A 12,406-nucleotide genomic window follows, 5' to 3' on the forward strand; every position below is an offset into this window, starting at 1 on the left:
CGATGCCGAACAATGCTCGCCGCTGGCGACGGCTCGCGGGTGCCTGCGCGCTGATCGCCGTGCTGCCCATTGCGACGGCAAGCGCGGCCCCCACCACCTCGCAGCAGGAACCGATCGTGGTTGTCGGCAAGCGCGCCGTGCTGAGCCTGCCGGAGGCACCGACGCCGGGGGTCAGCTTCGTCGGCGGCGGTGATCTGGTGGACGAGAAGGGCGCCAAGCTCGGCCAGGGATACTCCGGCTGTGTGGTGGCCAAGGTCGAGATACCCAACATCATCGCGCAGTGCCACACCACCTTCCGCATCGACGCGGGCGGGCGGATCGGCAAGGGCGAGATCCACATGTCGTCCTTGCGCACCTACGAGGGCATCAAGGGCTTCAAGGACGGACCAATGGCGGTCGTTGGCGGCACCGGCGACTACAAGAACGCCCGCGGCGAGGCGACGACGGCCAAGTCCGGCACCGGCACCCCCGTCGACCCGATCAGCTACAAGTGGACCATCACCCTGACGCCCTAGGAGAGCACGTGACCTCACCGGTCCAGACGGACAACCTCACCAGGGTGTTCGCGTTGTTCGACCGCAACTCCGACGGGCGGATCTCGTTGGAGGACTTCTACGTCATCGCGCGGAACGTGTGCAACGCGATCGGCGCGGCGGACGGCACGAAGAGCAGGACGAAGTTCATCGGCGTTTTCGAGCGCTGGTGGGAGATGTTCGCCGCCGCCGCGGACGCCGACCGGGACGGTGAGATCGGCCCAGACGAGCTGATCACCGCCGCGAGGCAAGGCCTGATGTCGACCGCGGCGTTCACCGACGCCACCAACGACGCGGTGGACGCGATCTTCGACGCGCTGGACAAAGACGACAGCGGATCACTGTCCGCGGACGAGTGGGCGCGGATCTACACCGGTGTCGACCTTCCACGGGAGGTCGCCGACGAAAGCTTCGACCGGATCGACACCGACGGCGACGGGGAGATCTCCCGCTGGGAGGCCAAATCCGCCGTCAATGCCCTATGGACGAGTTCCGACCGAGCGGCACCGGGTTCCAACCTGTTCGGTTGAGCACCGGGTGAACGTATGGGTGCCGCTGCCCGCGGCACCCACCATTTCGTCGCCGGGAACACCCGGCGCGTCGATGTTCGGCTGATCACCGTCATTGAGAAGAATGGGGCACACGCATGACATCACAGTTGCAGGCCGACAACTTCACCAAGGTATTCGCGGTATTCGACAAGGACGGCGATGGCAACATCACCGCCGAGGACTTTCGCATCATGGGCCGACAGGTCGGCGAGAGCGTGACCACCGAGACTCTGCACCGGGAGAACATCCTCAACTCTCTCACCGAGTGGTGGGACTTCTTCGCGATGGCCACCGACAAGAACGACGACGGCAAGGTCAGCCGCACCGAACTGGCCGCGGCGGCCGAGCGCGGAGCGCTCACCTCACCGGAATTCCTGGCCGTGGTGGATTCCTCGGTGGAGGCGGTATTCCGCGCACTCGACCTGAATTCCGACGGGTCCATCAGCAGGGATGAGCTGATCAAGGCCTTCCAGGGCGGCGGTGTCTCGGCAGACATCGCAGGTCAGGCGTTCGACCAGCTTGACACCGACGGCGACGGGCAGATCACGTTGCAGGAGTACCAGGCAGGCGTCCGAACGCTGTTCACGTCATCCGACGCGGCTGCTCCCGGCGCCTCGATGCTGGGCTGATCACCCCATGAGCGGTGCGCTTGAGCCGGTTGCTTCGGCATCCTGATCCAACTCAGGCGCACCGCGCACCCGGGCATCACGCTGGGTTGATCACCAGGGAGTTTCGTCATGACGACCCAGTTGCAGGCCGACAACCTCTCGAAGGTCTTCGCACTTTTCGACCGGGACGGTGACGGCGTGATCCGCGCCGAGGACTTCCACGACCTGGCCGACCGCATCAGCGACAGCATCGGCGTCGATCCGGAGTCCCCACACCGCACCGCCCTGCACGCGGCGTTCGCCCAGCGGTGGCGGGTGCTGAGTGGCAGCACGACCACCGACGGGGACGGCATCCTCACGCTGCCCGCGCTGATGCGCGCGGCGGAGCACGGCCTGCTCTCCTCCCAGGAGTTCCTCGACACCTTGAGCGCCTCGGCGGATGCCGTCTTCGACGCCCTCGACCGCGAGCACACAGGCTTCCTGCACCGCGAGCAGTTCGAGCGGATCTATCACGCCTGGGACGGTGGCCCGGAGATCGCAGGCCAGGCCTTCGACCAACTCGACTCCGACGAGGACGGCCGCATCACCCGCGAGGAATACGAGGCAGGCTCCCGAGCACTGTTCATCAGCTCCGACCCCACCGCCCCCGGCACGTCACTCCTGGGCTGAGTGTCCTTAGCGCTCAAGCCTCCCAAGTGCGAAGATCGCCCTGGATCGGGGCGGCGGGGGCGCGACGGTTGTCGATGACGACCAGCGATGGGCCGGTGTCGTCGTGGCGCCATTGGCCTGCGGCCAACGGGACGGTGGCGACTCCCGGTGCGTGGGAGGCGGTCCAGTCCAGGGGGCCTGCGATGGTGTCGAGGCGGGTCTGGGTGAGACGCCTGCGCACCGTTTCGCGGTCAGGATTATCGGCCACCGCGTGGATGGCGGCTTCCAGGAGTGCGTGGGCCAGGCCGAGTGGGGGCAGCCACGGGCGGTTGGTGTCGCGTTCGTAGGCCGTGGCCAGGGCCTCCGGGGTCGTGGTGTCCACACTGGACTGGTATTGGTGGTGGGGGGTCCAGGCGACGACGGTGGCGACGTCGCGCAGGGCGGGGTGGTCCATGCCGAAGGGGTAGGCCAGCCAGCGGGAGCAGGTGACCAGTCGGGGGCGGTGGGAGGCCGACTGGGTGAGGAAGCGGGCCAGGTCGGTGGTTTCGGCGGCGCTGCTGACGATGTCGATGTTCGCCGCGCGGAAGGCGGCGAGGTGGTGGTCGAAGCGGGTTGCGGGCTCGGGGTAGCCGCCGGGGTCGGTGAGGTGGTAGCCCTCGGTGGCGGGGAGGAAGCCTTGGGCGGGGTCGCGGAGGGCCGCGCCTTGGGGGCCGTCGTTCCAGAGCAGGCCGACGCGGGTGCCGACCTGGGACCACAGATCGGTGAAGGTGCGGGCGATGTCGTCGAGGCCCCAGCAGAAGTGGAAGGTCCAGTCGTAGGTGCGTTTCGGTGCCCGGTAGACCTGCCAGGGCAGGGCTGTGGACACACAGGGCAGCGCCAGGCGCTCGCATTCCGCCGTCAGGGCCGGAAGCACGCGGGTACCGCCCAGCGCGACCGCCACGCTCGTATCCGCGGCGACCAGGTGACGGACCGCCTCGCGGGCGCCGTCGGCGGTGGACCGGCTGTCCACCACGGTGATCCGAACGTGCGGGCAGCTGGCGGCGATGCGGTGCGCGACGTACTCGACGGGCTCGCCGAGCGGGCGCAGCCGACCGGTGTGAGCCAGGATTACGCCGATTGATGGCCGCTGATACACCCGAAAAGAGTAGCGATCGGAATTATCCGATTTGCGCCCGGTCGGGGTGGGGCTGGCGGGTGCCGGTCTCCAGCAATCCGAGGCGGCCCACCTGCAGGCCTGCTTGGAAGCGGGTACGGGAGCGGAGCCTGCCGAGCAGCCGCTGCACCTGGCGTTGCACGGTGCGCAGGCCGACGCCCATCTCGCGGGCGATGGACTTGTCGGTCAGGCCCGCCGCGAGCAGGGTGACCAGCCGCAGGTCCACCGGCGCCGCCGAGCGGTCGTGGATCAGTTCCACCAGCGGGACGGCGGCCTGCCACCAGGACTCGTAGGCGAGGATGAGCGTGGTCAGCAGCGTGGAGCCGCGTACGAGCAGCACATCGGAGACCTCTCCGCCGACGGCCACCGGCAGCAGCGCCCAGCGGCGGTCCACGATGACCGTTTCCAGTGGAATGTTGGAGACCACCCGGATGGCCTCGCCGCCGCGGCTGCGGCGCAGGAGTTCGACGGTGCGGTCGCTGCGGCCCAGGGCGCTGCGGTCGATCATGGTCCGGCGGGCGACGCCCGCCCCGCAGCCGGTGAGCGGGCCGTGGTCGGCGCCGAGCAACCAGATCTCGCGCCGCGCCGCCCGGTGCACAAGCTCCCAGTAGGCGTTGACCTCCGATCGGGTCAGCAACCGCACCGCGGCGGCGAATTCATCCATGACCGGCTCTCTCCGACTAGGCGGTAACACGCCAGTCACGCTAAAGCGTTCCGGGCGTTGCCGATGTGGAGTGTCAAATGATGTCAACACGGCCGCGGACCGGGAATTGCTCCGCGAACTCGCGCACCCTGGGCACCCCGCCCCACCGTCCGACCAGCCGTCCGTGCAGGCCACGCAGCTCCTCGCTGATCAACGTGGTCCGCATGGTGATCGCGTCCGCGACGACCAGCCCGGCGGCGTTGACGGCGGCGTCGAGTTCGCCGAGACAGGCGTAGGAGTCGGCCAGCCGCAACCCCAGCAACACCTGACTCGGCCGCATCCGGCTCGGCACGTTGACCACCGCGGCCTCCGCCGAGCGCAGCGCCCGGCTCGCGATGCCGCGGTCCCCGGTGCGGACGGCGATGTCCCGCAGACCCGCGGCGATGGCGGACTCGGTGTAGGCGTAACCCTCGGCGCCGCACAGCCAGGGCGCGGCGACCGGATCGGGAGCGCAGCGCTCGTGGAACTCCCGCACGCGGCGGATGTGGAGGTTCACCGCGTCCCGGTTGCCGTCGATGGCGTGGGCCCGGACCAGGTAGGTCTCGGCGAGCACCTGCGCCCACGATTCGCCGAGGCCCGCGCCACGGATGGCCTCCGCGTAGCCGATGGCGCAGGGGCCGTCGCCTTCGAGACGCGCCACCAGGCTCATGCGCGCCAGGCATTCGCAGGTCGCGACGACATTGCCGGAGGCGCGGCCCCAGTCGACCCCGCGGCCGAACCACAGGGTGCCCAGCCCGTACTGGCCGCGTTCGACCCGCATCCAGCCCGCCAGCAGGGCGTACTGAGCGGCGAGCGAGCTAAGGGCGGTGGCGATGGAGTCGCTGGAGGCGTTGATGCACTGGGTGATCACTTGGAGGCACCACTCCACGGAGACCACCAGGTTGGCGGCGCCCGCCTCGAGGTGGTTCTTGATCAGTCCCGCGAGCAGCGCGGCGAAAGCGTGCACAAGGTGCTCGTCGGCCACGGCCGCGCCGCCCGCGGCGAAGGACGGCAGCAGCACATCGGCGGAGAGCGTGGCGCGACAGCCCGCGAGGCCGTGCACCGGGCAGGTCACCCCGTAGGCGGGCAGCCGCAGACCGGCGGGCACGGGCAGGTCCAGGATCGGGATGCGCTCGCCGAAGCCGTGCAGGGTGCTGGTCGGGGCGCCGACCTCGGCTTGCTGGATGGCCGATGGCTCGTCGCCTCGGCGGCTGCGGGCCTCCACGACCTGCGGCCACAGCGCGGCGAGGTCGCCGCCCGCGCACAGCACCTGGTCAGCCTTGGACACCAGGTCACGCGGCGGCCAGCGGTCGCCGGACTCGATCTTGCTGATCGAGGTGTGGTCGTACCCGAGCTTGCGGCCAAGCTGCCGCTGGCTCATCCCGGCGGACTCCCGCCAGTAGCGGAGCCGTTCACCGAATCCCGTCGCTCGGCAACGGGAGGAGACATCGTTCTCTGACATCGCTTTTGCCGCCCTCCCGCTCAGCATCGTAGGAACTGAGCCGTGGCGGTTTACCGCCGAGTGGAGCTTTTTCATGTTTTTGGCTACTTAGTTTTTGTGCCCCAGCTGCGGCGCTCCCTGCCGCACGCAGCCAGGAGGTACCGACATGCGAGTGTCACCCCTGCTCGCGGGCATCCTCATGCTCGCCGCAACTACAGCGACCACCCCTGCGGTCGCCACCGAAGATTCCTCCGTCGACACCCTTGCCTACTGGACAACCGAGCGCATGACTCACGCTATGCCGGAAGGAACACACTTCGGCGCAGTTGAGACGGCCGAATCGAGGGCCGAACTGAGCCGCGTCCCGAGGCCCTACACCGAACCCGGCGTGCGAGTGCACGGCAAGGTGTTCTACACCAAGAGCAACGGCGCCAACAGCTGGTGCTCGGCCAGCGTGGTGACCGCTCCGAACAAGAGCCTGGTGTGGTCGGCCGGGCACTGCCTGGCAGGCACCAGGAACGTGATGTTCGTGCCCGCCTTCAACTCCGCGGGCAACAACGACGCCCCCTACGGCCGCTGGGCCGCCCGCAAGGTGGCAACCAGCTCGAACGACCACGCCGTGGCGGTCATGTCGCCCCTGGACGGCAAGCTCCTGGAAGACGTGGTCGGCGCCAACGGCATCAGGTTCACCGGCCCGATCAACGGCCGAACCACCATCTGGGGCTACCCCGCCGCAAGGATCTGGACCGGTCGCGACATGACGTATTGCAACCAGCCCACATCCAGCAGCGGCAGCAGCACCCGAACCCCCTGCGACACCGAAGGCGGCTCCAGCGGCGGCGGCTACATCACCGGCTCTACCACTCCCCTGGGCCTCGGCTACCTGTGGGCCAACCATTCCGCAGGCTCCGGCGCCACTGCGATAGGCGTGGTTTTCGGCTCCGCAGCAAAACAGCTCTACGACGCCAACTCTAGAATCTGAGCACTCAAGCGCCGAACGGCACGCAACAACTTCGCTATACCCGAAGGGTGCAGTGCCGTTCGGCGCAAACCCGTCTACCGTCAGTGCGCGGGCCTGTTCCCTACGTGACAGACGGTCGATACGAATGACATGGACAACCCCGACAACCCACCACGCATCGAACTTTCCGCGGACATATGGGAAGACGAATCGGTGCACCCCGCTCTCGTTGCACGCGATGTCCCCGCGATATACCGGTATCTCAAGTCGAAGGGCTTCTCACAGCGCGGGATCGGGGACCTCACCGGCCAGGCGCAGTCGGAGATCAGCGAGATCATCAAGGCCAACCGCCAGATCGTCAACTACGCGGTATTCGAACGCATTGCGACCCGGCTTCGAATCCCCTACGACCTCGTTGGCCTCGCCTACCGACCAAGTCTCGATCCTCGGCAACACGCCGTGTTCTCTCCGGAGGATGCGGACGTGAACCGGCGGCAGCTATTCAACGGAGCGGTGGCGGCCGCACTTGGGCGGGAGTTCGACTTCGACTGGGGTGAGCGCACTACCTCCCTCAACGAAGGCCCCACACGAATCGGGGCTGCCGATGTGCGGCATATCGAATCGACGACTTCGGCGCTCCGCGCCCAGGATTTCCTGCATGGTGGTGGAGGCGTCTTCGGTGCGGCTCAGGGCCATGTTCGAACAGCCCAGGGGCTGTTGTCCGCGCAATGCGATGAGGGGACGCGCAGGCGCCTGCTGTATGCACTGGTCAACGCCCACCAGGTCGCAGGCTACATAGCGGCGGACATCGGCCGGGACGGCGCCGCCTACCACCACTACCGGCTCGCCTTGCAGTTCGCCCGGGAGTTGCACGACAACGGGCTGATCAGCTTCGTCCTGTTCACCGTCGGCCGCTTTGAGCTCGACCACAAGCACACCGGAGACGCCATTCGCGTCTTCCAGCTCGCTTCGCTGCCTGCCGAATCCTGCGGCGATCGTGCTCTGCACGCGATGCTCGGCACCTCGTTGACGATCGCCTATGCCCAGATCGGGCATAAGGTCCTCGCCCGCAAATCACTGGATGACAGCAGGCGCCAACTGCCTGCGAAGTCCACCACGACCACCTGGGCCAACTTCTTCGATGAGTCCGATCTGCTGTTCGCCGAATCATCGATGCACTGCCATCTTCCCGATGGGAAGCTCGATCGAGCGCTCAGTCTGGATCAGCAGGCCTTCCGCCAGCTACCCGAGAAGAAGACCCGCTTGCGGACCTTCACCAACATCCACATCGCTTCGCTGATGCTGCAAACCGGTGAGATTATCCAAGGCCATCGCCTGGCAACTCAGACCATCGCCGACTGCGGTCGACTCCGCTCCTTCCGTGCGCTGCGGCGCTTGAACCGCCTCCGCGACGCGGCCAAGCCCCTGCCGAACGACGAATGCCAGGAGATCGTCCACCTCATCGACCAACTGCGCGGTCCCGCCCCGGCGAGCCGCAATACCGGCACCTCAAGCGCCTAAGCGGTGAATCGGGGGCGACCATCAGAGTGGGGCGATGCGTTGCTTGAGCAGGCAGAACTCGTTGCCTTCCGGATCGGCGAGGACGTGCCAGTCCGCCTCCGCGGGCTGACCGATGTCGACGAGTTTCGCCCCTGCGGCCAGGAGGCGCTCAAGCTCGGCGTTCTGATCGCGGTCGGTGGGGTTGACGTCGATGTGCAGCCGGGTGTGCCCGTTCGTCGGCTCGTCGTCGCGGATGATGAAGATCGTCGGCTGCGGGCCGCCGAACCCTTCGCGCGGACCTATCTCGATCCAGATCTCCGCTTCGCGACCTAGCTCTACGAAGTCCAGGACCTCGCACCAGAACCGGGCCAGCACCTCGGGGTCGTGGCACTTGAGCACGAGCTCACCGATCCGGCATGCCATTGACGAAACCTACTCTCAGCAGTGAGAACAATGTCGCGACCATATCGGGGCGAGGCGAGCGCGGTCGAACGATTTCCCATGCAGAGCGCCTGCTACAGGCGTTGATACATCACATGCAGACCGACATATCCCTTGACCGGGTGGTGGAAGGCTTCGGGGATGGTCGTCAGGATCTCGAAGCCCAGCGAGCGCCAGAGTGCCACCGCGCGGGTGTTCGTCTCGACCACCGCGTTGAACTGTATGGCGCGGAAACCGTCGGCGCGGGCCTGCTCGATGACCTGTTCACACAGCGCGCGGGCGATGCCCTTGCCCGTGTGTTCCGGGCTGACCATGAAACCGGCGTTGGCCACGTGTGAACCCGGGCCGGACTGGTTGGGATGCATCTCCGCCGTGCCGAGCACGGTGCCCGCCTCGTCGACCGCCACGAACGTGCGGCCGGGGAGGGAGTGCATCCACATCGAGCGGGCGCGGTCCTCGCTGACATCGCGGTCCCACGTGAATGTGTCGCCTGCGGCCACGATCTCACGCAAGAACGGCCAGATCTGGGGCCAGTCCCCCGGCTCGGCTTCTCGAATCAGCATGTCGCCAGCTTCGCATCACCCGGATGGCGCAGGCCAACCGATTTCGAGGGCGTCGAAAAAAGATCGACACGGGTACCATAACGCCCACAAACGACACGCGGCCTGAATCGGATCATGGGGAATCACGAAAAGCTGCTGCGGGCGCTCGGTTTGGACGAGCACGCCGAGGCTGTGTACCGGCTGATGATCAGCCGGCGCTCCGGCACGGCGGCCGACATCGCAGCCCAGCTGGCCGTCCCCGAACAGCGGGTCCGCACCTCGCTGCGCACGCTGGCCGGGTTGAACCTGGTGCGGGACTCCATCGACCGGCCCGGCGAGCTCAGGCCGGTCAGTCCGGAAATCGGACTGCGCCTGTTGCTGCGAAGACAGCAGGCCGAACTGCTCCGAAAGCAGCACGAGTTCGCCGAAGCGCAACTCGCCATTGGCGAGCTGACCGCCGAATACGCCGAGCTCTCCGCCGATGGAACGCGTCATCAAGCCGAGAACCTGGAAGGCATCGACGCCATTCAGCAGCGGCTCGAGCAATTGGCTGAAAATGCGCGAACCGAGTGCCTTTCCCTGATGCCGGGTGGTGCGCATTCCGAGGCCAGTCTCCGCGCCAGCAAACCGCTGGACGCGTCCCTTCTGTCCCGCGGTGTCGCGGTTCGCACGATTTACCTGGACAGCATTCGCAATGATCCCGCCACCCGGCACTACGCGCAGTGGCTCGCCACTATGGGCGGCGAGGTCCGCACCGCGCCCACCCTGCCGCTGCGCATGGTGTTGTTCGACCGCGAGACGGTGCTCATTCCCATCGACCCCGAGAACACCCGCCGCGGCGCCGTCCAGCTGTGGGGACCCGGCTTCATCGCCGCGATGACCGCGCTGTTCCAGCAGGTCTGGAACTCCGCTCAGCCCTTGGAACCGGTGGTGACGCGCACCGATCCGGACAGCGTGACCGAGCAGGAACGCGAGTTGCTGAACCTGCTGGCCTGCGGGATCACCGATGACGCCGCGGGCAAGCGGCTCGGGGTGTCGCTGCGCACGGTCCGGCGGATGATGTCCGACCTGACCACCCGGCTCGGCGCACGCAGCCGCTTCGAGGCGGGCGTGCGTGCCTGTGAGCGGGGCTGGCTGGACAACCGTTGCGAATCTCCGTAAATCGGCAATCGCCGCAAACAGTTTATTTCGTGGGTCTGCGGCGATATGCCGATTTCACCTCACATTAATCCCAGCCAGCGCCGTCGCCGTCGCCGCCACCAGGACCCTGTGCGCACACAAAAATAGCGATCAGCTGCTGCATGATTCCCCCAACGCGACAATCAACAATACCCACGAACCCATTGGTCGTGACATTCCGATGTTTACAGGTGTCACCGTAGGGGTGCAAGACAATCCGCGCGCAGGGCAGCGTTCGGCATAACCCACAGCCACCGAGGCGGCACGGTTCGTGTCAGCCGAGGAGTCGGAAGTACAGGCACACAGTGGGTTCGTCCATCCGCACCTGGTGACCCTCGCCCGCCCAGAATCCGATGTGGGCCTCCCGCCAGTGCTCGATCGAGCGAAAGCCCTCGCCCTCGGTTTGTGCGAACTCCCAGGCGACCTTCTCGAACGGCACGATCTCGACCCTGGTCACCTCGATGCGCGCCAGCGGTGCGCCGTCGTTGTCCAGCAGCACAAGCCGCTCGCCGACGTGCTCGACCTCCTCGCCCTCGCGTTCGTAGTCGAAACCGAGCAGGCCCGCCGTGGCCCGCTTCTTCCCCGCGAGGACCAGGCCGTTGAGCTCATCACGCTGCGCACCCGGGGAACCCAGTTCCACGGTGCGGAGTCCATCGACACGCGGCCACATGACGGCGAGGCTACTGTGGCGGCGGGGTGCCCATGAAAGAGATTTCCCAGCCTGAGCCACCACGCGGCCTGCGCCGTCTGCTGCTGCGCGCACCGATCCTGCTCTACCGCTGCGGCTTGGGCGGCCTGCTGGGCAGCCGCTTCGTCCACCTCACCCATGTCGGCAGGCGAACAGGCCGGCCCCGGCAGGTGGTACTGGAGACGGTCGAGCACACCGAGCACAGCTGCACGGTGCCTTCCGGCTTCGGGACCCGCTCCGACTGGTTCCGCAACGTCCGCGCCAACCCGGACGTCACCGTACAGATCGGCCACCGCAAACTTCGCGCGGTCGCCGAGCGTGTTCCGATGGAGGAGGGCGCGCGGCTGATGGTGCGCTACGGCGCCGCCCAGCCCAAGCTCGCCCGGCGCCTGAGCCGGTACCTCGGGTTCGAAGTCGACGGGACCCCCGCGGATTTCGCCGCGGTCGGCGAACACATCCCCTTCGTCCGGCTGGAGTTCCAGTCCCGTTAGCCGAGACGGACCGACCGCGCCGAGGTCGGCGGGCCGGCCCGTCGGGACTTTCGCGGGCTTAGACCAAGACTTCCTCGTGCACCCGGTCCGGGACTCTGTCCACGGTGGCGGGCTGCTCAGGCACCTTGGGTTCGTCCAGCAGCGGGCCTGCCTGGTCGACCAGTAGCTGCAATGTGCGGAGTTGGGTGGAGACCTGGTCGCGGACCGTGTTCAGTTCGGCGATCTCGGCCTTGGCCTTCGCCATGATGCGTTCGGCGTGTTCCTCGGCGTCGGCGATCAGCTGGTCCGCCTTGGCCTTGGCGGCGGTCTCCTGTTCGGCGATGGAGCGGTTGGCTTCCTCGCGGCGCTGACGCATCGCCATCTCGAAGTCGCTTTCGATCTGGGCGCGCTGGTTGTCCGCCTGCTCGTCCAGCTCTCGGCGGCGCTGGGCGGCCTGCCGCGTCATCTGCTCCACCTGAACCCGCGACTGCCGCATCATGTCGCGCTGCTCGGCCTCCATCTCGCGGCGGCGGGTGTCGAACTCGGTCAGCAGCCGCTCGTGCCGCTCCCGCAGTCTCGCCGCACCCTGCTGGGCGGCCCGCCAGCACTGGTCCGCGGCGATGCGGGCGCGTTCGGTGATCTCGGAAGCCTCGTCCTCGGCAAGCTCGACCATACGACGCAGCCGGTCGGGCAACGCCGAGGTGTCGATCGGGCGGCGGCAGACCTGGTCCAGGTGTTTCTTGAGGCGGGCGTTCTCGGAGCGAAGACTCTCGACCTGGCGGGTAATACCCTCGGCACGGGACACCGCGGAGTCCCGGTCCGCGGTCAGCAATCTGAGCTCGGCCTCCATGGCCGCGACATACTGCTGCACCTGTTCTCGGTCGTACCCGCGCCATTCCTGATCGAAGTCGGTTCGCAGAGGTACCAGTTCGTCACGGTTGTCCGCGACCGTCATGTCTTCACCACCTTCGTCCCCAGGTCACACAGGCATCTAACGCGGGACGCCACG

15 protein-coding genes are annotated in these 12,406 nt (G+C 67.3%); 8 read left to right on the forward strand and 7 right to left on the reverse strand.

What is annotated here, in order from left to right:
• Window positions 1-2 precede the first annotated feature (2 nt).
• The 4 genes from ACU6XJ_RS27145 to ACU6XJ_RS27160 all read left to right on the forward strand — a co-directional run bounded on the left by ACU6XJ_RS27145 (window position 3) and on the right by ACU6XJ_RS27160 (window position 2,361).
• Entirely contained in the window at window positions 3-515 is a 513-nt protein-coding gene (locus tag ACU6XJ_RS27145) for a hypothetical protein (protein ID WP_476317670.1), read from the forward strand.
• 8 nt (window positions 516-523) lie between these two features.
• The gene (locus ACU6XJ_RS27150) at window positions 524-1,063 is read left to right on the forward strand and encodes an EF-hand domain-containing protein (protein ID WP_476317673.1); all 540 of its coding nucleotides are present in this window, start codon (window positions 524-526) and stop codon (window positions 1,061-1,063) included.
• Between the two features lie 116 nt (window positions 1,064-1,179).
• Window positions 1,180-1,713, forward strand: a complete 534-nt coding sequence (locus tag ACU6XJ_RS27155; protein ID WP_476317675.1) for an EF-hand domain-containing protein — start codon at window positions 1,180-1,182, stop codon at window positions 1,711-1,713.
• Window positions 1,714-1,821: 108 nt separating this feature from the next.
• Window positions 1,822-2,361: an EF-hand domain-containing protein gene (locus ACU6XJ_RS27160; RefSeq protein WP_476317677.1), complete on the forward strand. Its 540-nt coding sequence runs from the start codon at window positions 1,822-1,824 to the stop codon at window positions 2,359-2,361.
• 13 nt (window positions 2,362-2,374) lie between these two features.
• Here ACU6XJ_RS27160 and ACU6XJ_RS27165 read toward each other — a convergent pair whose 3' ends face one another.
• The 3 genes from ACU6XJ_RS27165 to ACU6XJ_RS27175 all read right to left on the reverse strand — a co-directional run bounded on the left by ACU6XJ_RS27165 (window position 2,375) and on the right by ACU6XJ_RS27175 (window position 5,637).
• A complete protein-coding gene (locus ACU6XJ_RS27165) occupies window positions 2,375-3,475 on the reverse strand; it encodes an ABC transporter substrate-binding protein (protein WP_476317680.1) in 1,101 nt (366 codons plus the stop codon).
• Between the two features lie 22 nt (window positions 3,476-3,497).
• Entirely contained in the window at window positions 3,498-4,157 is a 660-nt protein-coding gene (locus tag ACU6XJ_RS27170; protein ID WP_476317683.1) for a helix-turn-helix transcriptional regulator, read from the reverse strand.
• A gap of 73 nt (window positions 4,158-4,230) precedes the next feature.
• Window positions 4,231-5,637 carry a helix-turn-helix domain-containing protein gene (locus ACU6XJ_RS27175; protein ID WP_476317686.1) on the reverse strand — a complete coding sequence of 469 codons (1,407 nt, stop codon included), beginning with the start codon at window positions 5,635-5,637 and terminating at the stop codon, window positions 4,231-4,233.
• A 145-nt stretch (window positions 5,638-5,782) separates the two neighbouring features.
• Here ACU6XJ_RS27175 and ACU6XJ_RS27180 point away from each other — a divergent pair, with 145 nt between their 5' ends.
• Together ACU6XJ_RS27180 and ACU6XJ_RS27185 are read left to right on the forward strand one after the other, a co-directional pair.
• Window positions 5,783-6,598 carry a trypsin-like serine peptidase gene (locus ACU6XJ_RS27180; protein ID WP_476317689.1) on the forward strand — a complete coding sequence of 272 codons (816 nt, stop codon included), beginning with the start codon at window positions 5,783-5,785 and terminating at the stop codon, window positions 6,596-6,598.
• 129 nt (window positions 6,599-6,727) lie between these two features.
• Window positions 6,728-8,098 carry a hypothetical protein gene (locus ACU6XJ_RS27185; RefSeq protein ID WP_476317692.1) on the forward strand — a complete coding sequence of 457 codons (1,371 nt, stop codon included), beginning with the start codon at window positions 6,728-6,730 and terminating at the stop codon, window positions 8,096-8,098.
• Between the two features lie 21 nt (window positions 8,099-8,119).
• Here the strand turns inward: ACU6XJ_RS27185 and ACU6XJ_RS27190 are convergent, their stop codons facing one another.
• Together ACU6XJ_RS27190 and ACU6XJ_RS27195 are read right to left on the reverse strand one after the other, a co-directional pair.
• Window positions 8,120-8,500, reverse strand: a complete 381-nt coding sequence (locus tag ACU6XJ_RS27190; RefSeq protein ID WP_476317695.1) for a VOC family protein — start codon at window positions 8,498-8,500, stop codon at window positions 8,120-8,122.
• A 92-nt stretch (window positions 8,501-8,592) separates the two neighbouring features.
• Window positions 8,593-9,081 (reverse strand): N-acetyltransferase family protein, encoded by a 489-nt coding sequence (locus ACU6XJ_RS27195; protein ID WP_476317698.1) that lies wholly within the window; start codon window positions 9,079-9,081, stop codon window positions 8,593-8,595.
• Window positions 9,082-9,195: 114 nt separating this feature from the next.
• On the opposite strand from ACU6XJ_RS27195, the gene ACU6XJ_RS27200 reads away from it, so the two are divergent.
• Window positions 9,196-10,221, forward strand: coding sequence for a helix-turn-helix domain-containing protein (locus ACU6XJ_RS27200; protein WP_476317701.1), 1,026 nt, complete (start codon window positions 9,196-9,198; stop codon window positions 10,219-10,221).
• A 292-nt stretch (window positions 10,222-10,513) separates the two neighbouring features.
• Here ACU6XJ_RS27200 and ACU6XJ_RS27205 read toward each other — a convergent pair whose 3' ends face one another.
• Window positions 10,514-10,909, reverse strand: a complete 396-nt coding sequence (locus tag ACU6XJ_RS27205; RefSeq protein ID WP_476317704.1) for an ASCH domain-containing protein — start codon at window positions 10,907-10,909, stop codon at window positions 10,514-10,516.
• A 32-nt stretch (window positions 10,910-10,941) separates the two neighbouring features.
• On the opposite strand from ACU6XJ_RS27205, the gene ACU6XJ_RS27210 reads away from it, so the two are divergent.
• Complete coding sequence (locus tag ACU6XJ_RS27210; RefSeq protein WP_476317707.1) at window positions 10,942-11,418, forward strand: nitroreductase family deazaflavin-dependent oxidoreductase; 477 nt, start codon at window positions 10,942-10,944, stop codon at window positions 11,416-11,418.
• 58 nt (window positions 11,419-11,476) lie between these two features.
• Here the strand turns inward: ACU6XJ_RS27210 and ACU6XJ_RS27215 are convergent, their stop codons facing one another.
• On the reverse strand, window positions 11,477-12,352 hold the full coding sequence (locus ACU6XJ_RS27215) for a hypothetical protein (protein WP_476317710.1): 876 nt from the start codon (window positions 12,350-12,352) through the stop codon (window positions 11,477-11,479).
• Between the last annotated feature and the right edge of the window lie 54 nt (window positions 12,353-12,406).

This window comes from Actinorectispora metalli (assembly GCF_056323685.1).

Coding starts and splice junctions, on each gene's coding strand:
- ACU6XJ_RS27145 (WP_476317670.1), top strand. CDS start 3: ATGCCGAACAATGCTCGCCGCTGGCGACGGCTCGCGGGTGCCTGCGCG.
- ACU6XJ_RS27155 (WP_476317675.1), top strand. CDS start 1,180: ATGACATCACAGTTGCAGGCCGACAACTTCACCAAGGTATTCGCGGTA.
- ACU6XJ_RS27160 (WP_476317677.1), top strand. CDS start 1,822: ATGACGACCCAGTTGCAGGCCGACAACCTCTCGAAGGTCTTCGCACTT.
- ACU6XJ_RS27170 (WP_476317683.1), bottom strand. CDS start 4,157: ATGGATGAATTCGCCGCCGCGGTGCGGTTGCTGACCCGATCGGAGGTC.
- ACU6XJ_RS27175 (WP_476317686.1), bottom strand. CDS start 5,637: ATGTCAGAGAACGATGTCTCCTCCCGTTGCCGAGCGACGGGATTCGGT.
- ACU6XJ_RS27180 (WP_476317689.1), top strand. CDS start 5,783: ATGCGAGTGTCACCCCTGCTCGCGGGCATCCTCATGCTCGCCGCAACT.
- ACU6XJ_RS27185 (WP_476317692.1), top strand. CDS start 6,728: ATGGACAACCCCGACAACCCACCACGCATCGAACTTTCCGCGGACATA.
- ACU6XJ_RS27190 (WP_476317695.1), bottom strand. CDS start 8,500: ATGGCATGCCGGATCGGTGAGCTCGTGCTCAAGTGCCACGACCCCGAG.
- ACU6XJ_RS27195 (WP_476317698.1), bottom strand. CDS start 9,081: ATGCTGATTCGAGAAGCCGAGCCGGGGGACTGGCCCCAGATCTGGCCG.
- ACU6XJ_RS27200 (WP_476317701.1), top strand. CDS start 9,196: ATGGGGAATCACGAAAAGCTGCTGCGGGCGCTCGGTTTGGACGAGCAC.
- ACU6XJ_RS27205 (WP_476317704.1), bottom strand. CDS start 10,909: ATGTGGCCGCGTGTCGATGGACTCCGCACCGTGGAACTGGGTTCCCCG.
- ACU6XJ_RS27210 (WP_476317707.1), top strand. CDS start 10,942: ATGAAAGAGATTTCCCAGCCTGAGCCACCACGCGGCCTGCGCCGTCTG.
- ACU6XJ_RS27215 (WP_476317710.1), bottom strand. CDS start 12,352: ATGACGGTCGCGGACAACCGTGACGAACTGGTACCTCTGCGAACCGAC.